General features: G+C 33.8%; 22 protein-coding genes. 7 read left to right on the top strand and 15 right to left on the bottom strand.

The features are described from left to right. Positions 1-285: 285 nt before the first annotated feature. Positions 286-864 (bottom strand): non-oxidative hydroxyarylic acid decarboxylases subunit B, encoded by a 579-nt coding sequence (locus ACK3CR_RS24690; protein WP_243515328.1) that lies wholly within the window; start codon positions 862-864, stop codon positions 286-288. A gap of 140 nt (positions 865-1,004) precedes the next feature. Between ACK3CR_RS24690 and ACK3CR_RS24685 the strand changes: the two genes are divergently transcribed. Further along, entirely contained in the window at positions 1,005-1,874 is an 870-nt protein-coding gene (locus ACK3CR_RS24685; RefSeq protein ID WP_243515331.1) for a LysR family transcriptional regulator, read from the top strand. 443 nt (positions 1,875-2,317) lie between these two features. Then, positions 2,318-3,238 (top strand): arginase family protein, encoded by a 921-nt coding sequence (locus ACK3CR_RS24680; protein WP_488976259.1) that lies wholly within the window; start codon positions 2,318-2,320, stop codon positions 3,236-3,238. 220 nt (positions 3,239-3,458) lie between these two features. Here the strand turns inward: ACK3CR_RS24680 and ACK3CR_RS24675 are convergent, their stop codons facing one another. Next, positions 3,459-4,322, bottom strand: a complete 864-nt coding sequence (locus ACK3CR_RS24675) for a MurR/RpiR family transcriptional regulator (protein ID WP_243515339.1) — start codon at positions 4,320-4,322, stop codon at positions 3,459-3,461. Between the two features lie 180 nt (positions 4,323-4,502). Between ACK3CR_RS24675 and ACK3CR_RS24670 the strand changes: the two genes are divergently transcribed. Together ACK3CR_RS24670 and ACK3CR_RS24665 are read left to right on the top strand one after the other, a co-directional pair. Continuing rightward, on the top strand, positions 4,503-5,522 hold the full coding sequence (locus ACK3CR_RS24670) for a Gfo/Idh/MocA family oxidoreductase (protein WP_243515342.1): 1,020 nt from the start codon (positions 4,503-4,505) through the stop codon (positions 5,520-5,522). A 1-nt stretch (position 5,523) separates the two neighbouring features. Next, entirely contained in the window at positions 5,524-6,513 is a 990-nt protein-coding gene (locus tag ACK3CR_RS24665) for a Gfo/Idh/MocA family protein (RefSeq protein ID WP_328123843.1), read from the top strand. Between the two features lie 240 nt (positions 6,514-6,753). Here ACK3CR_RS24665 and ACK3CR_RS24660 read toward each other — a convergent pair whose 3' ends face one another. Next, positions 6,754-7,758 carry a DUF3231 family protein gene (locus tag ACK3CR_RS24660; RefSeq protein ID WP_430240148.1) on the bottom strand — a complete coding sequence of 335 codons (1,005 nt, stop codon included), beginning with the start codon at positions 7,756-7,758 and terminating at the stop codon, positions 6,754-6,756. 625 nt (positions 7,759-8,383) lie between these two features. Next, complete coding sequence (locus tag ACK3CR_RS24655; RefSeq protein WP_243515355.1) at positions 8,384-9,268, bottom strand: LysR family transcriptional regulator; 885 nt, start codon at positions 9,266-9,268, stop codon at positions 8,384-8,386. A 91-nt stretch (positions 9,269-9,359) separates the two neighbouring features. Between ACK3CR_RS24655 and ACK3CR_RS24650 the strand changes: the two genes are divergently transcribed. Continuing rightward, positions 9,360-10,271: a DMT family transporter gene (locus ACK3CR_RS24650; RefSeq protein WP_328123841.1), complete on the top strand. Its 912-nt coding sequence runs from the start codon at positions 9,360-9,362 to the stop codon at positions 10,269-10,271. Between the two features lie 489 nt (positions 10,272-10,760). Here ACK3CR_RS24650 and ACK3CR_RS24645 read toward each other — a convergent pair whose 3' ends face one another. The 3 genes from ACK3CR_RS24645 to ACK3CR_RS24635 all read right to left on the bottom strand — a co-directional run bounded on the left by ACK3CR_RS24645 (position 10,761) and on the right by ACK3CR_RS24635 (position 13,915). Beyond that, on the bottom strand, positions 10,761-11,501 hold the full coding sequence (locus ACK3CR_RS24645) for a gamma-glutamyl-gamma-aminobutyrate hydrolase family protein (RefSeq protein WP_430240152.1): 741 nt from the start codon (positions 11,499-11,501) through the stop codon (positions 10,761-10,763). 670 nt (positions 11,502-12,171) lie between these two features. Continuing rightward, entirely contained in the window at positions 12,172-13,242 is a 1,071-nt protein-coding gene (locus ACK3CR_RS24640) for a sensor histidine kinase (protein WP_243515361.1), read from the bottom strand. Continuing rightward, a complete protein-coding gene (locus tag ACK3CR_RS24635; protein ID WP_243515362.1) occupies positions 13,229-13,915 on the bottom strand; it encodes a response regulator transcription factor in 687 nt (228 codons plus the stop codon). Before ACK3CR_RS24635 ends, ACK3CR_RS24640 begins: the two co-directional genes overlap by 14 nt. A gap of 352 nt (positions 13,916-14,267) precedes the next feature. On the opposite strand from ACK3CR_RS24635, the gene ACK3CR_RS24630 reads away from it, so the two are divergent. Next, positions 14,268-15,122, top strand: coding sequence for a C40 family peptidase (locus ACK3CR_RS24630; protein ID WP_488976258.1), 855 nt, complete (start codon positions 14,268-14,270; stop codon positions 15,120-15,122). A 185-nt stretch (positions 15,123-15,307) separates the two neighbouring features. Here ACK3CR_RS24630 and ACK3CR_RS24625 read toward each other — a convergent pair whose 3' ends face one another. The 6 genes from ACK3CR_RS24625 to ACK3CR_RS24600 form a co-directional block, all read right to left on the bottom strand. Next, entirely contained in the window at positions 15,308-16,177 is an 870-nt protein-coding gene (locus tag ACK3CR_RS24625; RefSeq protein ID WP_328123838.1) for a YitT family protein, read from the bottom strand. Between the two features lie 732 nt (positions 16,178-16,909). After that, on the bottom strand, positions 16,910-17,926 hold the full coding sequence (gene galE, locus ACK3CR_RS24620; RefSeq protein WP_410914862.1) for a UDP-glucose 4-epimerase GalE: 1,017 nt from the start codon (positions 17,924-17,926) through the stop codon (positions 16,910-16,912). 596 nt (positions 17,927-18,522) lie between these two features. Next, positions 18,523-19,347, bottom strand: a complete 825-nt coding sequence (gene nei / locus ACK3CR_RS24615; RefSeq protein ID WP_243515374.1) for an endonuclease VIII — start codon at positions 19,345-19,347, stop codon at positions 18,523-18,525. Positions 19,348-19,448: 101 nt separating this feature from the next. After that, positions 19,449-19,940, bottom strand: coding sequence for a hypothetical protein (locus ACK3CR_RS24610; protein WP_410914864.1), 492 nt, complete (start codon positions 19,938-19,940; stop codon positions 19,449-19,451). After that, complete coding sequence (locus ACK3CR_RS24605; RefSeq protein WP_410914865.1) at positions 19,937-20,416, bottom strand: hypothetical protein; 480 nt, start codon at positions 20,414-20,416, stop codon at positions 19,937-19,939. Before ACK3CR_RS24605 ends, ACK3CR_RS24610 begins: the two co-directional genes overlap by 4 nt. Positions 20,417-20,507: 91 nt before the next feature. Next, complete coding sequence (locus ACK3CR_RS24600; RefSeq protein WP_410914866.1) at positions 20,508-21,311, bottom strand: YwqG family protein; 804 nt, start codon at positions 21,309-21,311, stop codon at positions 20,508-20,510. A 329-nt stretch (positions 21,312-21,640) separates the two neighbouring features. On the opposite strand from ACK3CR_RS24600, the gene ACK3CR_RS24595 reads away from it, so the two are divergent. Continuing rightward, a complete protein-coding gene (locus ACK3CR_RS24595; RefSeq protein WP_488976257.1) occupies positions 21,641-23,737 on the top strand; it encodes a sensor domain-containing protein in 2,097 nt (698 codons plus the stop codon). Between the two features lie 26 nt (positions 23,738-23,763). On the opposite strand, the gene ACK3CR_RS24590 is transcribed toward ACK3CR_RS24595, so the two are convergent. Then, positions 23,764-24,120, bottom strand: a complete 357-nt coding sequence (locus tag ACK3CR_RS24590; protein ID WP_243515391.1) for a hypothetical protein — start codon at positions 24,118-24,120, stop codon at positions 23,764-23,766. Between the two features lie 145 nt (positions 24,121-24,265). Continuing rightward, entirely contained in the window at positions 24,266-25,147 is an 882-nt protein-coding gene (locus ACK3CR_RS24585; RefSeq protein WP_488976256.1) for a helix-turn-helix transcriptional regulator, read from the bottom strand. Positions 25,148-25,243 lie beyond the last annotated feature (96 nt).

Here is a 25,243-nt window from a genome sequence, read left to right as displayed (position 1 = left end):
ATAAAGGGAATGGAAGAATGAAGGTATTGGTAAAACATTAAAATATTTTTGTTCTTTTTATTCTGCTTTACTTAACATTTCAACCAAAAAGGCAGCTTATAAAAGCCGCCTTTTTGATCATTTTATTCTATTATTTGCTAATTTTACCTATTTGCAGATAAAAAAGGCTAGTCTCTTCATTTAACGACTACCCCTCTCTCACCTATTAACTTCATTCATTAGAATTTAATAGTATACCTTTAAAAGAATAAGAAAACTTTCTTTGATATACTAATCCAACCCAGTCTAGTTTTTATTCTCTACTTTTTGTATTCCATCCCATCTTTTTGCATCTGATAGATGAATACCAAACTGATCTAATGCTCTGTATACAATATGATTAATTAAATCATCAATATTATCTGGATGATTATAAAAAGCAGGCATTGGAGGGAAAATCATTGTTCCCATACGTGATAACGCCAACATGTTTTCAAGATGGATATCATTAAGGGGCGTTTCACGTGTTAATAATAACAGCTTTTTCCGTTCTTTTAATATAACATCAGCTGCACGTGTCACAAGATTATCCGCTAACCCCATACGAATAGAGGCTAATGTTTTCATACTACAGGGAGCAACAATCATCCCATCCACTTGAAAAGACCCACTAGAAATTTTGGCTCCTAAATCTTTATAAGAATAAGTATAATCAGCCAATTCTTCAACTTCCTTCGCTGTGTAAGGCGTTTCCACTCGGATAGTTGCAGCTGCCCATGAAGACATCACTAAATGAGTCTCTACCTCTGTGTTTTTAAGAATCTCCAAAAGACGAATTCCAAAAATAGCTCCAGTGGCTCCCGACATCCCGACAATTATTTTCATTTGTATTTCTCCTTCTTCTATCATTGTTAGTCTATTGTTGTTTGTAGAAATAATTATACACTCCTGTTTATTATATTGATAATATCTGTATTGTTTATATATAATACTTAAATGATATATTATATTTTGGGAGGGCAAACATGGATATTCGACAATTACGTTATTTTATAGCTATTGCAGAACAAGGGACGATTTCTAAAGCAGCGGAACATCTCCATATGGCTCAACCGCCCCTTAGTCGGCAATTAAAATTGATGGAAGAAGAATTGGGTGTCATTTTATTTGATCGAAATAAAAAGAAAAAAGTAACTCTTACTCCTCAAGGAGAACTATTCCTACAAAAAGCAAAGCGTTTACTACATGGAATGGAAGAAGCAATTTTAGAAGTTAAGGAATTCAGTGAAGAAATAAGTGGAACCCTTTCAGTAGGATCTACAATTTATTGTGCACCTATTTTACTTTCTACCTTGAATAAGTTTCGTCAGCAATATTCACATATCACCTTTAATATTTGGGAAGGTAACTCTACTCATTTAATGAATTTACTAAAAAACAGACAAATTGATATTGCTATTATAGGTGGACCATTTTCTCAAAAAGATGTTGAAATGAAGACATTGGACACTGATCCATGTGTATTAATTGTACCTAATGATTATAAGTTAGACGAAAAAACGATAACCATACAGGAAATCTCTAAGATTCCTCTCCTACTATTACGTCCTACAGAAGGAACTGGATTATTTGATCAAATTATTCACGCATTTCAACAGTTAGATTTAACTCCAAATATCTTATGTGAGTGTCATGACTCTGCTATGTTGTTAAATTTAGTAGAAATGGGATTTGGAGCAACAATATTACCATTATCTATGGTAAGTAAAAGATTAAATAAGGAATTTAACATTATTTCAATTCAAGATAATCCATGGATATCAGAACCTGCGTTAGTTTGGAGAGCCAATAGTTACTTGTCAGCTTCGGCAAGAGAATTTTTGCAATTATTTTAAAGGTAGTTACTACCTTTAAAAAACATATTATTGAAGTTTGATTTTTCGTTACAAACATCTATAGGTTGAATAATTAATATTGCGGTGAAAAAAGTACATTAAACGAAAAAGAATGTACAACTAAGATGTGAGCCACTTCCATTAAATGTACACTATATGAACAGCAAAATTAGAAATCTGTAAAAATCTTGTTCTTTCGAGAAATTCGTTTAAAGAATTTGAAGTTTTTTCTTTATATTTTTTATAAAGCATTTCTGCTATATGGACTTTAACATTTGTTTGGGAATCCTACTCATCTCGATAAAGAACTCCGCTAATTATTCTTTTTCTACTAAATATCATATTGAAAGCACTAAAAAAATAGTTCACCATTGACCCTATAGTTACTATAGGGTTTATTATTTATTACATAGTTCCTATAAATTTGAAAGGAAGGATGCTAAATGAAAAAACATACAGAAGCAGCAAATAGGAAGACTCTTCGATTATTAATGCCACAATGGCAAGGTGGAAACAACCCTCCGTACGTACTTGGAGCTCATTTGTTAAACTGGCTTGCGCCTAAAACGAATGGACCATTTGAAGAAGTACCTATTGATTTACATTCAAGCCTTGAAATAGAGCAAGGTATTATTGCTAAGAGTGCCTTATTAACTCAAGCACGTTCTGCCAAAAGTTTAATTCAAAAGCACAGTCCTGATAGTATTATCGTTCTTGGTGGGGATTGTGGGGTAGAACTCGCTCCCTTTGCATACTTAAACGAGAAATACGATGGAGATACTGCTTTGTTATGGGTTGATTCACATCCTGACGTTTCAATTCCTAAGGATTTTCCAAATCACCATGCTCATGTACTTGCTAATTTGTTGGGTGTCGGAGATAAGGAATTTGTCGCAGAGGTACCACGTCCATTCAAACCAGAACAGGTATTATTTGTAGGGTTGAACGATATGATAGAGGCACTTAATTCTAAACCGTTACAAGATATGAATATGGATATTGCAACTCCAGATGATATTAAAGAAGACAGTTCAAAGGTCCTTCGCTGGCTGGATTCACGCAAACCTTCTAAGATTATCGTTCACTTTGACTTAGATGTTCTCGATTTAAGAGAATTTCGCTCCCTTTTAGTGGCCAATCCAGCTACTTATGAAAAAATGAAAGAACAAGTTCCAACAGGTTCTAGTATGGAGACGATTATACGGTTACTTCAAGATTTAGCAAAAGCTTATGATGTTGTAGGACTAGGGATTACAGAACATTTTCCATGGGATGCTTATAACTTACAAAACATGTTGCAGCGACTTCCGTTACTAGGGGATATTAATAAAAAGGATAAAGCCCCTTATAACTGGATTTTCTAAACATTAAGATAAAAACTAACTTAGAATGTTGGTTATAGAACCCACCAATTGCACTTTTTTATCCATAAAGGAAATAAACGCTCGAATAAAGAAACTCATGCATAACTAATAAAAAATGCTCCAACCCTTACTTAAGGGTTGGAGCATTTTTTATTAGCATAGAGATAGAAATAGACCTTCTTCTTTATCTATATACTTAAAAGAGAAGATTAAATGTATTTTATATATCATTTAGCACATCATTGGCGTGTAACTGCTCCAAGAAGTCTATTGAATTTCTCCTATTTTTCATATAGTCGATTTTATAGATACAGGAGTAAATAACGTTTAACACATATTCAAAGGCAATCTGGGAAGAAAATGTACCAATCTTAGCGAACTTCTCTTCATCATTAGGAACCTGTATAAAAATCGTACTAAGTTTTGCTAAATCATTTTGACTAGTTGATGAAATCGTTATAAAAGGTATATTTTTGTTTAAGAAATGTTGAGCAGCTTTCATATAGCTAGATGACTTTCCATGATAGGTTAAGAAAATAGCGCAATCACGCTTCGTAAGATTGACAGTATGATGAGCCCATTCAGATAGTTCAGTAGCAATGATTGGATATTTGTTAATTTTGATTAGTTTATTTTGAAAACTTTTCGCTCGGATTTGTGAATCCCCTGAGGCATATATAAAAATTCTTTCTGATTGATATAGCAGTTGAGCAGTCTGTGACAGCAAGTTATCATCCATAAACGAAAAGTTTTTTTCAATCGTTTCTTTCATTAATTCTGCAATATCTTTTGCCACTTGAAGTGAAGATGCCTCTAGACTAAACGGATAGTTTGAATCTACATGGGGAATATCCGCGGTTTGTTGGAATTCTTGGGCTAGTTTTATAATGAACTCTTTAAAGCCACTTAGACCGAGTTTATGTGTTAAGCGATTCACCGCTGAATGCGAGGTATATGTAACTTTAGCAAGCTCTTGAATATTTAAGTGAAGCATACTTTCCCTATGTATCAAAATATAAGAAGCAATACTTTTCTCGTTTGGTGTAAAGTTATGCATTTCTGATAATTGCATCAGTATTTTCAACAGGCTCACCCCAGTTTAATTAAAATAACGTTAAGTAGGACTATAAAATAAACATTTTGTTCAAAAATAAAATGTAGTATGCATCATAAAGTGATCCAATATACCAATGTGGTTGTAAAACCTTTACAGCGAGCTTTCTTCTTCTATAATAAATGAAAAGAAGCTTAAGGAGGAGCTAGAATGCTAACCATAGGATACATTGGAAATGGTAAAAGTACAAACCGTTATCATCTTCCTTTTTCATTGAATAGAGATTATTTGAAAGTGAAAACGATATATGCTCGTAACCTAGACAAAAAAGAGTGGGAGAGAGTCCCTGATGTTCTGTATACAGACGATATCACTACATTAATGAATGATGACGAGATTGGGTTAATTGTTGTGTGCACACATACCGAGTCCCATTATCATTTCGCAAAAATGGCACTTGATCATGGGAAACATGTGCTTGTTGAGAAACCTTTCATGTTAACGAAAGACGAAGCAGTGTCCATTTTTCAATATGCTAATGAGAAAAATCTCGTGATTCAATGCTATCAGAACAGACGATATGATTCAGATTTTCTTACCACAAAAAAAGTTATCCAGTCTGGTAAACTTGGAGATTTGCTAGAAGTGGAAATGAATTATGATTATTACCGACCTCACACACCGAACGCTACTGACCATTTTTCGAAATATAACAGCTTTTTATATGGACATGGCGTCCATACAATTGATCAAGCTCTATCTTATTTTGGAAAGCCAGAAAGCATTTATTACGATGTTCGTCAATTGCTAGGTGCTGGCAGAATGAATGATTACTTTGACTTAGACTTTTATTATTCTTCACTCAAAGTATCCATTAAATCAAGCTTTTTCCGTTTAAAAGGACGTCCAAGTTTTATTGTGTATGGAAAAAAAGGGGTGTTCGTGAAGGAAACAGAAGATCGTCAGGAAGAGCATCTTAAATTATTTTATCATCCAAAAGGCCATGATAATTTTGGTGTTGACTCTCCTAATCATTATGGCATTCTAACGTACTTAGATGATGACGGCAGCTACCATGAGGAGAAAGTAGTCTCTGAAAAAGGTGATTATGCTCGAGTGTATGATGATATTTATCAGGCAATCGTACATGGCAAAGAAAAAGTAGTAAAAGACGAAGAAACAATAGCTGTTATGGAGATACTTGAAAAAGGAATAGAGGGGTGCAGCTAAGATGAATTTAGGGATTGTGGGGGCTGGAAAGATTGTTGAGGATTTATTGAGCTTTATTCATGACATCCCTACGATTACGTTAAAGGCAATCAGTTCAAAACCTAGTCATGGAGAAAAATTGCTGTCTTTCCAAAAGAAATATGGATTCACCCATACTTATTCCGATTATGGCAAAATGCTTGAAAATGATGATGTAGATACAATCTACATTGGGCTTCCCAATCATCTTCATTATTCATATGCCAAAGAAGCTTTATTAAGCGGAAAGCATGTGATTTGTGAAAAACCCTTCACTTCTACTCTACAAGAATTTCTTGAACTTAAAGAGATTTCTCAGCAAAAAGAATTGGTTTTAGTGGAAGCTATTACGAATCAATATATGAAAAACTATTTATCTATGAAAAAGTACTTACCTAAGCTTGGAGATATCAAAATAGTGGAGTGTAATTATTCTCAATATTCATCGAGATATGAGGCTTTCAAAGCAGGAGAAATTCATCCGGCCTTTAACCCGGAAACGTCCGGGGGAGCCTTAATGGATATTAATTTATATAATATTCATCTTGTTGTTGGTTTCTTTGGAAGTCCTAAGAAAGTGAAGTATTGGGCGAATATCGAAAGGGATATTGATACATCAGGCATATTGTTGATGGATTACGGTGATTTCAAGTGTGTCTGTATAGGTTCCAAAGATAGTACAGCTCCCAATGCAATGAATATTCAAGGTAATAAAGGCTACATACACATGGCTAATTCAGCAAATAACATAAAATGCTTTAATTATGCCCTCAATAAGCAAGCACCTATTCAAGTAGACCTCTCAGACCATTGGCATCGAATGTATGACGAATTTGTTGAATTTGAACGTATTATTAAAGAACGCGATTTTGAGAAAGTTACAAATATGCTAGAACATAGCGAGAAAGTCATGAATGTTCTCGAGAAGGCTAAACAATCGGCAAATCTTGTATTTAGCTCTAATAAATATTAATTTTAACTTAGAACTTGACTATTGATATGGATTTAAGTCAATAATTTGAAAACAAAAAGACAGAGTTTCCTTGGCATAGAAACTCTGTCTTACTTTATAATACCTAATTTTTTTGTTCACATAACACGAAGTCTACGTATCAAAACAGAGGGACCCGTTAGTTTTAGGGATCATAAAGTATTTATTTCTTAAAGTATATAAGGAATCATTCACCTTATTAATAATGTGATACATTTCCAACTATCCTTTTGTCAATCGATTTCGATCTTCAATCTGAGGAGGCTCTTCCATCCAGCCGTGCTGAATCATAATTTTGCCGCCCTCTTTTGCAAAGTTGTAAATATCTTTTCCAAGTTGTAACAACTTTACTGGTAAATCACTACGCAAACTAAATGCGCCTCCTAGTGCATTGCTACCGAGACCAAATGTGCTTAACAAACCAGCGGTATACATCATCAATTTATCAGAAAAAGGAGCAACTGTTGAAGTTGTTGCTTTTCCAGCATGTGTTGCAGGCGGTTCAATATAACTATGTCGTAATATATCGCCTAACTCTGTTTCAATTTTCTTGGATAATTCCATTCCTTGAACAAAGTATTTTCGTACCTTTTGCTCATTTGCTACTTGAGCAAATCCGATCATTAATTGCATTCCTACAAGGTTCGTATCAACAGCGTGTTGAATAAGGGAAACTTCTATCGTATTAAGAGATCTTTTTTCCCCTATCCACTTCAGACCATCCATATAATTTATATCTTTCACAAAATGAACCTCCTTTGGCATGGAGACATATGGAGGTCGAGAAATTACACCTGCTTCCATTAACAAGTGGGTTAACTGATCATACAGCTCTTGAGCTTCTTCAGTTAGACGTTTAAAAAACTGTCGTATATCTTTCCGATAGGACATATTCGAATAAAGAGCAAAAAGACCAGTCTCTATTTGAGACATCAATCGAAAATACATAATATCAAACATAAAATCATATAGTTTAGGCGCTTCTCTATTCACATCATTCTCAGTAAACCCAGTAGGAATAGCTGCTCCTTCAGCTTGGAAAACAGTTTTAATAAAATCTAAGCTTTCAACTGCTCGGTCATAATGAAGCTGAAGGAATTGCTGCTCATTTTCATTATATTTAAGAAAGTAATCTAAAAACCTCAGGATCATCGTTTTTTCCTGATAAGTCATCCATAACGTTGCTAGCTCCGCTGATGTAATGGGTGGCCTTTGTGAACTGCTCATTCTGACTCCTCCTAACTGAAAATTAAATTTCTGATTCACTATAAATCATTTACATACTAAGAGATATACACTGGTTTGTATGAGCAAACTAAGGATGTTTATCTATATGTAGATTTCTTTTGTATCTATAAGGAGAAGTATAAAGAACGATCCAAATACGGAAGTGCGCATCCAAGGCTTTATATAACATCTCTAAACTTCTTCTATTCTTAATTTGTTATTACTTTCTACTTACGGACCTTACTTTATACACCCTTACCCTAAACGATTTTTGGCATATTCATGATTATAGGCAGTCCATAATGGTTTCCACATAAAAACACTTTTTCAAAACGAACTAACAACAACATGTAAAATTAATTTTTTAGTGTTGAGGCCTTTATTAGCTTTAATGAAAACTTTACTTCAAACGATGTATTTAAGGATTACTATGGAGGAAAATAAAAATGAAATGTTTGTTGTGAAAACTTTTTGGGGAAGTACTAAAATGATCGGAATTCTTCAAAAACATAACTCAAAAGACTATTTTTTTAGTGTCAAACAGCTTTTATGAATTCGAGATAGAAAAAACACTGATGGAGGTTCAGTATTTTTTCTATCTTTTTATTATATAAAGTATACAGTTTTAGTTAGTATAATTTTCATTATAGGAAGAGGCCATAATGTTAATAAATTCCCTAGTTGCAGGCGTTACTTCATTAAAAGAGTGTGTAATTATACCAATATGGCGCGTTATTCTGGGAATAATCTCTTTTATGATTAAATTATGAGACACAGAAGAAAGTGTAAAGTTTGAAATAACCCCTATACCTAAATTATTTTTAACCATACTGATTAAAGTTTCAGCGCTGTGAACGGTTAGGTTTTCTTTAAATTTAATATTATTTGTTTCGAAAGTTTCTGCAATAGCAACTTCATGTCCTCCTTTACAAAAAATGATATCATCCTGATATTTTTTCAAATTAACACTTTTTTCTTGATTTAAACTATGATTATCAGGAATGATTGCAACCATATGATCTTTGTTTAGTACTTTACTTTCATATGGTTCAAAAGGAGATGCAACTATCCCCATATCAACAGTTCGATCCTCTACCCATTTTTTAATTTGATTGGAAGTCCCTTCTATTAATTCTATATTTACAAGTGGATATTTTGCCCTAAATAATACAATCGTCTTAGTTAAAATATTTGTTGATGCAGCTGGAAAAGAACCCACTTTAATTTTTCCACTAAGAAGTTTATTTTCCTGATTAGCGACTTGATATATTTTGTTCTCAATACCTTTCATCTGTCTAGCTAATATTAGAATTTCTTTTCCTACCTCAGTAAGTAATAATCCATTTTTTTTATCCCTAATGAATAATTTTATATCTAAATGTTTTTCTAAATTTTTTACTGCTTTACTTACTGCCGGCTGTGAAATAAATAATTCTTTAGAAGCTTCTGTAATACTCATTTTTTCTGCGACTTTCATAAATAATTCTAGATTGTTCATGTTCATAACCATTTAGTTATCACCTTATTAAAAATAATGTATTAGAATTATATCTGATTGTACCATATTATGTAACTACATATAGAAGAAAGGAGTTCATATTATGTTTAAAGTTTTTTTGGGAATAATCTCTGTTACTCTTATTTGGGGATATACGTGGGTTACAATGAAAATAGCAATTAGCGATATTCCACCATTTTTATTTTCATCTTTACGTTTATTAATAGGGGCCATTCCTTTATTTATCATTTTGATAATTCAAAGAAAAAAACTCTTTGTAGATAAAGAAAATTTTAAGAGCTATCTCATAATGAGCTTATTAATGTCTTTAGGGTATATGGCAATTCTAACTTATGGTATGCAATTTGTAGATTCCGGAAAAACATCTGTATTAGTATATACAATGCCTATATTCGTTACAATTATTAGTCACTTCAAATTAGATGAGAAGATCAATACTTATAAAATGGTTGGATTGATTTTCGGCTTACTAGGTCTTTTATTTATTTTAGGACTAGAAATCACTAATCCTGATAAAAAAGTGATATTCGGAGAATTATTAATTTTACTTTCAGCCCTTAGTTGGGGAGTAGCTAATGTTTTTAGTAAAATTAGATTTAAAAACATAGATGTTATTCATATGAATGCTTGGCAACTTATTATAGGAGCCTTATTTTTATTCATTCTCTCTTTAATATTAGAACCAAACTATTCAATCAAGTGGTCTAATACAGCACTGTTATCATTACTTTTTAATGGTTTATTTTCAACTGCCTTTACATTTGTAGTTTGGTTTTGGGTACTAAAAAAAATAAATGCTTCGAAAGGCTCAATGGCATTAATGTTTGTTCCTATATTAGGGATTATATTTGGATGGTTACAACTTGGAGAAAATATAACAGTTAGTATTGGTGTTGGATCATTTTTAATATGTGCTGGTATCTTTATGAATACGTACAATTTTAAAAGTACCAGAAAAATAAAGAAAACAGAATCAACAGAAATTGAATCTTAATCAAGTAAAGTCTCCTTCTTGAATAGAGTAAACTACTCAAGATGCCACTCAGTCATCATCTTATATAGCCTAAGTACGTAACAGAAGAAACTACCTTACTGCATGAGACAGTTTTTTCTTTTTTCAAACTCTATACGATTTTTATCTTTCGTTAACAGAGTACATCTTCAGGAAGTTGAAGAGGTGTAGCGCCCTTACATCACAAGGAATCTATGGCCTCTCTTTTTTCTGCTTCATGGAGGTTTTCATACATTATTGATACATAAGCGAGAAATTTCTATAAACGTTATCAAAGACGAATAGAAAAGCAAAATTTTATTCAGTTTATCTAAATGATTAAATCTAAACGTTGTCATATTATCAGTGCGTGAAACGCTATTGTCGATATTCCAAATAATAAAGATTACTATACTTTATACCCAATACAAAAGAGTAGCGCTATCACACCCGCTACTCTTTTTAACTCTATTTCTTATATCCCTAGCTTCCTTAGGCTTCTACTGTATCCTTTTTTCTGCATTCCTTCACAAGCTCTTCAAATAAATTAGCCATAAGCTGATTTTTACTTGCCATCTCTTCTGGATGCCATTGTACCCCTAGGAGAAGTGGGTCTTGTTCTTTCCCTTCGACTCCCTCAATCACACCGTCAGAAGCACGAGCCACAACTTTTAAATTTGAGGCTACCTCACCAATTGCTTGATGATGCATACTATTTACTCGAACTTTAGAATTGTTCTCCATAATTTTATACAGTCTACTTCCTTCTTCAACTTCTATTTCATGAGTAGCTTGCGGTCTTGCGGCTTCTTGATAATGTTTGATCGCATCTTCATCATTCTTTTCAATATCTTGAATAATATCACCGCCTAACGCAGCATTAAGCACCGCTATCCCTCTGCAAATTGCAAGAATTGGTTTCTTTTCTTTGCGTGAATACTCTATTAAACCCATCTCTGTTTTATCTCGATTTTCATTGACTTTTCCAAGCTCCGGATCAGGTTCATGATTGTATGATTGAGGATCAACGTCCTCTCCTCCACTCAGAAGAATACCATCACATAATGAGGCCCATTCTTCCTCCATCTCCTTGTCTCCTATTGGAATAATTATCGGAAGGCCCCCTGCATCAATCACTGCACTCACATATTTCTGATGCAAATGAACACTCGGAAGACCATTATGAATTGTAACCGAACTTGAAATACCAATAACAGGTCTAGATTTCCTCATCTTATTTTATCTCCTTTCATGGTTAGTTAGCTTTGTGTAAATATACCCTCAGGTTTATGAGATAAAACAGAGAAACATTTTACAATCTTTTTTGAAGATAAGCTTCTTAAGATTACGCCGCAAAATATTAGATTTACTCTTAATAATCTTCTTTATGTATGCTGCCATACAAATGACAACGAATATAAATTTTACAGAAGTCTGGCTACTTAATGAGATGATCTACTTTTTAAACAAAATTAAAAACCCATCATTCTTCAGAATGATGGGTTTTATCCAATTTATTCCGTATTCACAAAGCATCGAATTATCCTAACTTTTTTTAGAAAAAGTATAAAGTATAAATAAGAAAAAAAGTGCTATTCCTAAACAAAAAAGTATTTTCCCGAAGCTTAGTGTTTCGATATGAAATAAAGCTTCTATTCCTTTAAATAAAGCTACAAAGATGACAAGGATGTAATAACATCAATTGTAAAAACCCTTCCCCATCTTGGAATTCCTAACCACATTTCTAGAATTTTAGCCTCCAGCTTGTTCAACCTTCTTTATCCACCTCAAGAGATACAAAATTCTATACTGTTCGTTTTGATAGTCTCACTAGGAGAAAACACATATAAAAAAGTTCCTTCTTAACACCAACCAATATTCTTTATTAGTTATAAGAGATAGATTAGTGCCCTTCTTTTTCAATTGGAATAGTGAACCAAAAAGTATGAAAACCACTTCTACTATAAAACCCTATCTCTCCACCTAGCTGATGGACAATTTCCTTTGCAATAGATAGCCCAAGCCCAAATCCGCCTGTTTCTCGATTTCTCGAATTTTCCACTCTAAAAAAATGATCAAATAATTGCTTTTCAGCTTCTTTTGGAATAGGCATTCCTTGATTTGAAATTGAAATAACATAATTGTCTCGATAAGATTTTCCCTTTACAATCACCTTTTTTCCAATATTATATCTTACAACATTATCAAATATATGTGAGACTACAGTATGTAACGCATTTGAGTCACAGTATAAAGTAGCTGATTCCACTTGTATTACACGTTCAATATCCCTTTTATTCATTTCATTTTGAAATGGCTCTATACTTGATTGAAGGACTCTTCCTGATTCAATCCAATAACGATCTAAGCTCTTCCGGCCACTTTCCCACTGATGCAGTTCTTGTATTTTATTCACAAGGTGTGTTAACTGAAAACATTCCTTCTTTAAAATAGAATAAACTTGTTCATTTGGTACAAAAACACCTTCTTCAAGGCCTTCGAGATAGCCTGTTAAGGTTGTGAGCGGCGTTCGTAACTCATGACCAAGATCAACCATCATTTGATTTTTCTGTTTATGCAAATGACTCACTTGATTGGTTATTTCGTTTAGTCTATTTGCTATCTGTCCTATTTCATCTTTTAAATGAGTAGGAAAAGGTGAATCTATCGTTTCATCCAATTCCTTTGTAGTATGTGATAGTTGATTGAGAGGATTAAGAATCTTTTTGGCGAAAAATAAATGAATGAGTACAGCTAAAATTAAAGTTAATAAACCAGCGTTAAAAAGATCCTCTCCTATACTTTTTCGAAATTGTTGAGCATGAAGACTTGAACTAGCATATTCATTAAATTTACGACATGCTAGTTCTTTAACAGAAAAACCAATGATTCCAATAACCAATCCTGTTACTCCTATATTTAAAGCAACCCACTTTCGAATCATTTTTTCTCGAATCTGATTAATAAGCCACAAACCTGTATCCAACTCCTCTCACTGTTTCAATCAAGTTCCCCTTCTCCGCTCCAAGCTTCTCCCGGATTTTGCTAATATGAACATCAACCGTTCGATAGCTCACAAATTTCTCCTGTGTGGAATACAGCTCATTTAAAATTTGTTCACGCGAAAGAATTTGATCCGGATTTCTCATGAGATAATAAAGGAGTTGAAATTCATGATGAGTTAAATCGATAACCTCTGTGTTGACCTTGACTTCAAATTTATTCGGTTTTAACGTGATTCCTTGATAGGTAATCTTATTACATCGATTCTCCGTGCGTCGGAGCACTGTTTCAACTCTTGCGACTAACTCTTTGGCACTAAACGGCTTCACAACGTAGTCATCCGCACCCATCTGTAATCCCCGAATTCTCTCATCTTCTGCTGCTTTTGCTGTCACCATAATTAACGGGACGTTACTTTGCATATCTTTACGAATCCACCTACAAATAGACTCTCCACTTTCCCCTGGCAACATCAAATCTAGAATTACAAAACAGGGATCGATTTCTAAAAACAATTTCCTTGCTTCTTCACCACTTTGGGCTCCCCAAACATCATATCCATGAAAAACTAGATAATGTTTAATAATCTCTAAAATGTTAGGGTCATCTTCAACAATTAAAATTGATTGTCCTCGTATACTCATATAACCCCTCTTACCTTATATTTTTTGTTCTAGTGTTCGAATTCTATTAATCTTACTAGCTTATATCTTATAATATCTTATCATTTATACAAAATTTCAAGAACTTTCCCAGAGATGATTGAAGAGCTTTTATTGCTAATTATCGATTGCATTTTCCAAATAATTCTTTTTTCCTACATAATATCTAATCATTTAGTACCCTTTTTCTTTTTAATTCGACAACTTTATCAAATCTTAACAATTCATACTTACAATAGAAAATTGTGAGATATGATCATATAAAAACCATAGAATCTTCCATTTTTTATATGATTAAAAGAAAAAATTATAATTTAGGATAGGGGTTTTAATCTTGAAATCAAATCGTACGGTGCGCAAATATGTTATTTCATCAGCTTTAGTTACATCACTAGCGCTAACACCAATGTTAAGTGAAAATGCTTTTGCTTTTGCTAAGTCACACCCTGAAGAGCAAACAAATACAACTGTAGCAAAACCACAAACTACTACACCAACTAGCACGTCACTTATTCGTAAAGGGGCTTCTGGACAGCAGGTTAGAGACCTTCAAACAAAATTAAATAGCCAAGGCTATTATAAATACAACATTGATGGTATTTTTGGATCTATTACAGAACAAGCTGTAAGACAATTTCAAGCTGCTCATAATCTTTCAGTTGACGGTATTGTAGGACCTAACACAGCTAAGGCTCTATCATTGGCACCAACTGGTTCTGTAGCAGGTTCTAATACAAATACAACTACAAACACAAACACAAACACATCTAATTCTGCTACAGCGCCAACTGCTCCTGCACAAAATAACCAATCTGTATCAAGTACACGAGCAGCTGTTGTTGCTGCTGCAAAAAGTGTAGTTGGAACACCTTATGTATGGGGTGGCACAACAACGAAAGGCCTTGATAGCAGCGGTTTCATAAACTATGTATTTGATCAAGTTGGTATCGACTTATCAAGAACACATCGTGACATGTGGAAAAATAACGGTGTACATGTTAGTTCACCACAAGTAGGAGACGTTGTCTTTTTCGAGGGTACTTACAATGTACAAGGAGCTTCTCATAGTGCCGTTTACCTTGGTAACAACGTGATGATTCACGCAGGAGATGCTGGTGTTGAATATGCTCGTCTTGACAACCCATACTGGCAAAAACACTACATTGGTGCTAAATCATTTATTAACTAATAGATAGCTAGAATAGGATAAGGATAAAGGCTGACATCCTTATTGTTAGTAGAAAAAGGAGATATTCCCATGTTCCCTTTTTCCTACTTCTTTAAAATTTTAGTTACCTACATAAAAAGCTGGATATCTACTAGTAGATATCCAGCTTTTTATCATTGAAGCAACCAAGCTTCTATGTAAGTTTTTTAGTGAATATTATTTTTCTTAAAGTTACCGCCTTTTACTTCTGCTACATCATAAACTGTAACAAAAGCATTCTCATCAATTTCATTAATAATTTCTTTCATTTTGCTTTCTTCTAAACGGTTAATAATACACGTAATTTCTTTGAAATTTTCATTTGAATAACCGCCTTGAGCTTGCTTATACGTTGCACCACGCCCTAAGCGATCACGAATAGTCTCAACCATTAATTCAGGGTGAACAGTAATAATTTTGAACGTCTTAGAACCGCTTAATCCTTCTTCGACAATGTGAATCACTTTAGAAGCAATAAAGTAAGCAATTGCAGAAAGAATAGCGCCTTGAAGTCCAAACACCGTAGAGACTATGATAAAAACAAACAAGTTTAAGAATAAAATAAGATCACTTGTTCCAAAAGGTAATTTTCTAGAGAGCAGTACTGCTAACATATCAATGCCATCAAGCGCACCACCGTTTCTTAGAGCTAGTCCCATTCCAAAACCAATGATAATACCACCAACAACCGTTACTAATAACGTATCACCATCTATAATAGTTGGTACATGGTGCATAAGGCTTGTTCCTGCTGCTAATGAAGCAATTCCAATAACTGAATAAATCGCAAAGCTCTTTCCAATTTGTTTATATCCTAAAAATACAAACGGAATATTCAAGATAGCAATTAACAGTCCAAGCGGCAGTCCAAATTGTGAACCAACGATACTAATCCCTGTAACACCACCGTCTGATACGTTGTTTGGTATTAAAACTGCTTCTAAACCGTATGCTGTGATAAAAGCACCGATAATTATTAAGAGTATACGTGAAGTTGTTCTAAGTTTCCTAGGCCTTCTCTTTATGATTTTGCTCATGTTAGTGTCCTCGTTTCAAACTATTTTCTTCTATTTTTGTCTATTTTTTTAGTGTTCATGCTAAGATTTTGCTAACTGCTTATCCTCCTTTTATAATACTTTGTTTTATGAGTATCTCATCTTTTCCAAAAAATAGAACCACGTCTGGAACTATACAGTTTACTTGAAAATGATGAAGAACTATCACTTATATAAACTTTGTAGAATCTTCTACATAAGAACTTACACTTTCATAGCTTGCCCAAATATAAGGTTGGTTGCTATGAGGAACCTTACTTAGCGCCCCTCTCCATATCCCTACTGTACGAGAGAAGATTAGAGATGGATTTTTGCCCAAATTCCATTTCTATTTTATCTTCCATAATCATCCTCCACTTTATTCCATATATAATAACCTTAACACTTTTCCCCTTATGAAATAAAGGATTTAGAATTATGTAGAACTTTACAAATAGGATAAGACCACCTATATAAGCTAATTATCACATTTGAAATTGTCAGCAGATGCTTATTGAGAAGGTTAGACTTGCTAAAAGATAGCTACGAGAAACTCAATTAATCAGCTCCAACATCTGATGAAGTAGAAATTGCGTATAATACCTATTTAAGAGAGAATGCAAACTGAATAATAGCGAGGGTGTGTTAGCTAATGAATAGACCCTGTATTTCCTTATCTTACTAGCCAATAAAAAATCCCCTTCTTTATAAAGAAGGGGATTTTTTGAGTTAAGATTATGAAAGACGATAGCCGTCTTTATTTTGTGACTGCCATTTCCAAGAATCGCGACACATATCTTCTAAACCGCGAGTTGCTTTCCAATTTAACTCTTTATATGCTTTTGTTGGATCTGCAAAGCATGTTGCGATATCTCCAGGACGGCGCGGTGAAAATTGATATGGCACTTCTTTACCTGACACCTTCTCAAATGCTTTGACCATTTCAAGGACACTGTAACCTGTTCCTGTACCAACATTATAAGCATGAACACCTTTGTCTTCATTTGCTTTATGAAGAGCTTTTACGTGGGCATCCGCAAGATCTACAACATGAATATAATCACGCACACCTGTACCATCTTTTGTTGGATAGTCATTACCAAATATACTTAGTTTCTCAAGGCGACCAATTGCAACTTGTGTAACATAAGGCATAAGGTTGTTTGGAATTCCTTTTGGATCTTCACCAATTTGTCCGCTTTCATGAGCACCAAATGGGTTAAAATAGCGAAGCAGCACAACACTCCACTCAGGATCTGCATTTGCAATGTCTCCTAAAACTTGCTCAAGCATAAGCTTTGTTTGACCATAAGGATTTGTTGCTGAAAGTGGGAAGTCTTCTGTAATTGGAGACTTTTCGGGCACTCCATATACTGTTGCAGAAGAACTAAATACAATGTTTTTTACATTATGCTTCTGCATTGCTTCGCAAAGAATAAAAGTTCCTGTCAAGTTGTTGTGATAATAGCGAAGTGGAATAGCAACCGATTCTCCAACAGCTTTTAATCCAGCAAAATGAATAACAGCTGTAAAGTTATTTTCTTCAAATACCTTTTCTACCCCCTCTTTATCTAACAAATCAATATTATAAAACGGAAAATCTTTACCTGTAATCTCTTTCACTCTTGTTAAAGCTTCTTCTGAACTATTTGATAAGTTATCTAGTACTGCGATATCATGACCACTATTTAATAATTCAACACAAGTGTGGCTACCGATATACCCTGCTCCGCCTGTTACTAAAATTGTCATTGTAATCCCTCCTGATTAATATGTAAAACGATGCCTCTCTTTAATTTGAATTTTACCTTAACATTTTCTTTTTTACAAAGAAAATTCTACCTCTTCTCTCCCTTAATCTTGCTTACTATCTTGTATATTCTAAAAGACACTTTTGGTTACTTTCGAATCGATTCAAAAATAATATTGGAAGGGATGGAATTTTCTTAGATACCGTTAGCGATATTGATGATTATTTTTATAATAAACCCGCTCTGCAAACAGAGATGAGCACAGCTTATAAAACACTCTTAACAAACATTAAAGAGCAAGACCCAAGCTTATTTTTTGAGGAAAAATTGGGGATTTGAAACAATTAAAACAACATCTCTTCCATATATAAATGCTGTTCTTTAGGAAGGTTTTAATAAAGGTATTGTTCTAACAGATGAATGGTTACCAAACTGGATTACTTATTTCCAATCTCAAAGTACCACTTTACAAACGTTCACTGTAACGAACACAGATCATTCTTTTAGTTATAGCAATCCTCTCGGCTTTTTAGCTACTCATAATGAAGACGATATTTATGACGAATAAACAAAACAGCCGGCAGTGACGGCTGTTTTTTAATTTTCTTTTTGACATGTTGGACAATAGTAAAGCCTTCTTGAGCCCGCGATTATTTTCACAATATCTGTTCCATCTATCCTGCATGCCTTTCCTTCTCTTTCAAACACCCAATGACGATAAGAAGACCTTTTCTCCCCTTGTTTCTTTAACTTTTTCACAAGCTGCAAATCATTCGTAATTCCTCGTGTTTCATAGGACTGTATCATAAGTTTTTTAACTGCACGTGCTGCTTGCCGAAGTTCTTCATCTGTACATTCTATCGGGCGCTTATTCGGATGTATCCCTGCTACAAAAAGGATTTCACTTCTTAAGTAGTTGCCAACGCCTCCAATAAACCCTTGATCAAGTAATAGAGATGACCATCTTCTCCCTTTAAATTCTTTTTGGAGAAAACGCTCTTTCAAATATTGTTCTGTTACATTCTCACTTAATATATCTGGCCCAACTCGTGAAACAAAAGGATGAAGAGGTACTTCTTCATCTCTTAAAACTTCAATATCTGAAGCACTATATAAAAGAGCTGAATACTTTTCATTATGTAGAGCTAAGCGCAGCTGTCGATTTGTTTTAGGATAGCTATAAGCTGCCCTTATATACCATTTCCCATAAAGCTGATTATGAGAATAAACGGTGTAACCATTATCAAATCTAATAAGCATGGCTTTTCCTTTTGTATCTACTCGTTTCACCCTTGCTCCTTGTAGCAACTCTTCATAGTGCTTGAGTTGTGGGAAAGCAAACCAAACTTCTCCTATATTATAAGTTGTGAGTGCTTTTTGAACTTTATCTGCTGCGATTCTTATTTCGGGTCCCTCAGGCATCTCTATACTCCTCCTTCTCTTATATGATCTATTTCCTTATTATCTCTCCATCTAAAACCCCGTAAAGCAAAAAAGCCCCATTATATTCAAAATGCGGCTTCTTATACTTCACTTGAATGTTCTTTTTGTTTCACGTACTGATAATATAATCCTGTTACAGTTTGAATTAATATAAAAATAGCAAATGAATATGAAAGGGTAAAATCATTTTTAAAATGGATGATGTCTAACTTGTTAAACATCCAGTTCGCAAAAACGCCTATAAAACTCCATGCTGTCACATAATAACCAAATGCTTTTTTTGTAATACCAAACACTTCATAGAAATTCATAAATAAATAGCCAAAAGGTGCGAACATAATATAGTAGAAGAAATCAAACAGTTCATATGAGCTAGAATCATTCACAGTATAAAAATCAAAAATTCCTCCTCCTATCGTGAATTCAACTAGAAAGCCAGCTGCTGTCCCCCACATCAAACTTAAAATTGTCATATGTTTTGATAACCGTTTCGGAAGAAAAAAAAGAAGCGTATAAATAGCAATGAGCATGACGCATATACTGATTTCATTTTTACTCCACTGTTCTATCATCGTAAAGCCCCCTCTTTTTCCCTTCGCATTAAGTTACGAAAGCCTTTATGAAGAACAAAAGTAATAAAAAGCACCCCAAGAATATATAAAGCTTCATAAAAGAGGTTCCAATGCTTGTAGTGATAAATATTCAGCATATTAGAAAACTTTCGAAATAGCAGAGTAAAGATAAGAAAAATAAAGCCTGTAAGCGTAATTGCCCGAGGCGTGATCTTTCTATAAAAGTAATTGAATGTTATAACATAAAGTAGCGGAATAATAAGGCTACGTTCCAAGAGAAATCCTATATAAGGTGCTGTCTCTTCTGTAACATCAACAAGCTTGAGTTCTTCATTTATAATCCATGTCGCATTAATGTTAATAACAAGAACAAGCAAATAAACAAAGGTATTTTCTACAACGCTAAGACTCTTTTTCATCGTAACGAATAGCGTTATAACAAGAAAAGATAAAAATACAAAAAATGAAAGCCCCATAAGACAGGACACCTCCTTCTTGTATTTATTTGTTTTTTCAGGAAAAAATATTCATTATACAAAAAGAAAAACACCCTTTTAAAAAGGTGTTTTAATAGCAGTCCCAGTTATACATGACATTTGAGAAATCTCTCTTTTCTAAATCCTCTTTTCTAATAAAGAAGTTACATACACCGCTATCTCCCCACATAATATCGAGCTCTGTATCTGTATCAATTTGAAGAAGCAAAATGTTGTGTTCTCTATACTTTTGCTCATATGCTCTTGGATCTTCTTGTGTAAAGAAAGGATAGCCTCCTATTTTACTTCCTGTTACTTCTGTATTTTCGGCGTATAGTTCCCAAAGCTCTACCCCATCCTCTATTTCTTCATATAAATCAAAAGATAGCTCTTCTACCCGGTAATCACGTTCTGAGACAGGCTCAATATCTGGTGTAAAAGAAAGAATTGCTTCATACGATAAAGGAAAATATGTTGTATCAACATCATCAAGATAGCTAAAATCTGTCACAATATTTTCAAGGTTTTCTGACACATGTTCATGATAAAGAATTCGAAACTGAGCTTGATCTGTTTCATCTTCAAAGTTTGCTCCAAGCAAATCATCAGTACTATCAATATAAAATTGAAGAATCCCTTTTGTCGGGAATCCTGGCATTTGTGGCACCTCTTCAAAATTAATTTGAGCAGCTAATGTAAGATATGTACCATCCTTTCCTTTTGGATGTTCTATCTCTTTTGGCAAGTATGGTTTTCCTCTAAATTTACTTTGCCAAAGAGACGTTATCCCTTTCTTTCCTTCTATTCGAACAACAGGTTTTATTGTATTTTCAATCTCCTTACGATGAGATTCTAACAATTGGGGAAGTTTTATTTTATTATTCATAGAAAACATCCTTTCTTTAGGTATAATGGAAAATGTTTATAAAAAATAGAACTTTCCTCTTTCTAGTTAAAATATTTAGTTATATTAAACAAATATTCCTTTTTTTACTTTTTCATAAATACTTTATACTATTTAAGAGGATGACCTAGATTCTACAATACTTAACATTTCTTAGCTAATAATGTAAATATAATCTTTTTATTGTTTTATTTGTAGAGTTAAATTCTTTTATTCTACATGCTGTCCTCTTCCTTACTCATCAATTTGAAGACTTAATTAATGATATATGATGAGTAAGTATAGAAGCTGAAATATATAAACGTAAGGAGCAATGGAAATTGAAGCAAGCTGAACGTTTCATCGCGAAGACTAGCCAGAATCCTATTAAAATAGAAGAGACTAAAACAAATCTTGATGACTGTATTTTATGTAAGATGGATGGGACAGGCCGAATTACGTATGTAAATGAAGAGTTTTGCTCTATTTCTAAGTTCACAAAAGCAGAACTTATTGGTCAAACATACGACATTATCTATTCTGGTTACTATCCTCGTTCATATTATCAAGATATTCTTGAAACTTTAAAGGAAGGAAGCATTTGGAAGGGTCAAATGAAGAACAAAGCGAAAGACGGATCTTATTACTGGGTTGATACAATTGCCATCCCTTTCTTTAATGAAAATAATCATCTAACTGAAATTGTTTCACTTGAACATAACATAACAGAGCAAAGAACAATGGAAAAATCATTAGATTATACACTAAATGAACTTTCTGCTAAAAATGCAGAATTAAAAAGTATGAAGTATGCCCTTGATCAATCTTCTATCGTTGGCATTACAGATTCTAAAGGAACTATCACATATGTTAATGATACCTTTTGTAAGATATCTAAATACAGTCGCGAAGAGCTTATTGGAAAAAACCACAACATCTTAAATTCCCATCACCATCCTAGAGAGTTTTTTGTAGACATGTGGAGAACCATTACTAAGAAAAAAGTATGGAAAGGTGAAATAAAGAATAAAGCAAAAGATGGCTCTTATTATTGGGTCGATACGACAATTGTGCCTTTTCTAAATGGACAAGGAAAGCCATATGAATATGTTTCTATTCGAACAGATATTACCCCTCAGAAAAAAGCCCAAGAAGAAATCTACCACCTTGCCTACTATGATCTTTTAACAGGGATACTAAATCGAAACGGTCTATATAAATCCCTTGAAAAGCTTTTGAAAAATACAGATGAAGAAGTAGCCTTTTTATTTTTAGACTTGGATCGTTTTAAGTCTGTAAACGATACGTTTGGGCACAAAACAGGAGATGAACTGCTTCGGGCTGTTGCTGAACGAATGAGTGAGCTTGTTGAACGTGATCATATTATTTCTCGCTATGCTGGAGATGAATTTATTATTGTGTTGAGAAAGAGCTCACAAGAAGAAGCTGTTGAAATCGCTCAAAAAATTATTAATAGTTTTTCCATGCCTTTCATACTAAGTGATGAAGAGATTTACACAACTCTTTCAATTGGTATTAGCTTATATCCAAGCGATGGAGCATCTAAAGAAACGGTCATAAAAAATGCAGACAATGCGATGTACCTCGCTAAAAAGAAGGGAAAAAACAACTATCAATTGTTCACAAACAAGCTAAAAGAACAAAACAAACGCAAATCAATTTTGGAAAAGAATTTACGAAAGGCAATCAAATGTGAAGAACTTCATCTTAACTACCAACCACAATTTGATTTAGAAACTAAAAAGATTGTGGGACTAGAAGCTTTGCTGCGATGGAATCATCCAACATACGGACCTATTTCTCCTGGAGAATTTATTCCCTTAGCAGAAGAGACTAATTTAATTCTCCCCCTTGGAAAATGGGTACTTGAGCAAGCATGCCAGCAAAATAAACAATGGCAAGATGAAGGATATGAACCATTTCGTATTGCCGTCAATGTATCTGTCAAGCAACTCCAGCAGTTTGACTTTGTCTCTTCTGTAAATCAAATTCTCCAAAAAACAGGACTTAACCCAAAGTACTTGGAGCTTGAAATTACAGAAAGTATTCTTCAAGACTTAGCATGTCTAAAACACTCTATTAAAAAGCTCCGAGCTCTAGGTGTTTCAATTGCCATTGATGACTTTGGAACAGGATATTCCTCTTTAAGCGTCTTATATCAACTTCCTATTAACAGCTTAAAGATTGACCAATCTTTTGTCAGAAATTTAAATTCTACAGATCGAACTTCAGCCATTATCAAAACAATCATTGATATGGGTCGCAATCTCGATTTTTATGTTGTTGCAGAAGGAATTGAATATGAAGATCAATCTTTATTTCTCTGTGAAAACCACTGTCATATTGGTCAAGGCTACTATTTTAGTCAGCCTTTATCATCTCATGAAGTTCAAAAGATGCTTGTTAAGAGGCATTAAAAAAGAGCTGTCACTACAGCTCTTTTTTACATTGTAAGTAAGAAAAACTTGGTTCCTCCTAGATGCTTTTTATTATGTAGTTGTATCTTATCTGTATAATCAATCCACTTGCAATTCTTTATTTTTTGATCAAGCTTATTATTAATTTCGTCTTCAATTTCCTTCATTATAAGTATAAATTCATCTAAGCTCATTCCAAATAATTTAGCTCCTTGTTCATAAGGTGCTTCTTCAACAAGTGAAAATAAAAATTGTTCTTTTGTCTCACATTTCGCTGCAAGCTGGTCTTCCATGCTTTCAATATATTGATACATCATTCTCTTTTGCTGAGGCAAACGCGCAATAATTCCTTTTGCAAGAAGTTGCAAACCTTTTTCATTCACTATCATCACCTCTTATCTAGAAATAGACACAAATCGTAACCATTACGTTTTATATTATACACATTTCTATTCTTAAAAGAAATATATATGCGCATTTCCTCGCTATATACATAGAAAAGCTGCTTAGGATGCAGCTTTTCTATCTTTACAGTTCAAATGTTAAATTTACTGGCTCTTCAGGAATAGACTCTCCAATACTTGCAGCCGTCACTGGTACGTTTTTATCGACAACTTCAAAAGCAAGGCTGTCTACCCATGCTTTTCCTTCTCCAGCAAGCATTATTCCAAAGGCAATCCCAATACTGCTCTCTGGAATATCAAGCACAACTTCATACTGATTCCAGTTTGTTGTTCCTTTAACAGGACGATTTTCCATATTATCAAAATTTACTGTTTCCCCGTTCTCCCCATCCACTCGCATCCAAAGCATTGCACCATTATTGACATTTTCCGTTTTCAAGAATCCTGAAAAACGCACTCGTTCCCCTCTATATTTGGTTGCTTTAAACGTTTGTCCCATTGTTGCGAACCCAACATTACTTCCTTCCTCTCCTGTAATATAGCCTGATGCTTTTCCCTCATGAACTTGCTTATAATCGACTCCCATATCGTAATATTGAAGATGTGTCCCTGCTGGCATCCATCCTTTTGGTAAATTGTAATCCACTCTCTTTTCCTCCCTTTTCATCATTAGTTTCCGAGCATACTTCCGGTACTTTCCAGGGCTCATTCCATACATTTTTTGAAATGCACGTGTAAAAGCCTCCTGTGAAGAAAAACAATATTTAAGAGCAATATCTAAGATGCGCTCTTCATCCCTCATTAAGTCACTTGCAGCATACGTCATCTTTCGTTTCTTTATATAGGTGCTAACGCTCATTCCTACAATCCGTTGAAAGATACGATGAAAATGAAAAGGGGAGTATTTTAGCTCTTTTACGATATGATCTGAGAGGTGCTCGTTCATAATGTTATCTTCAATATATTGAATAATGTTGTGGACCTCTTTTACATATTCCCTATGCATCTCTCCTCCCCCTTCTATCCATAATTTAACACATACATTTTCAATATTTTTGATATTTTTTGCGATGTTCCATAAAAATATAGTCTTCAAAACCTT

The organism is Priestia sp. TRM10 (assembly GCF_057808375.1).
The sequence above is the reverse complement of the archived record's forward strand: the minus strand, read 5'-3'. Positions and strand labels throughout refer to the sequence as shown.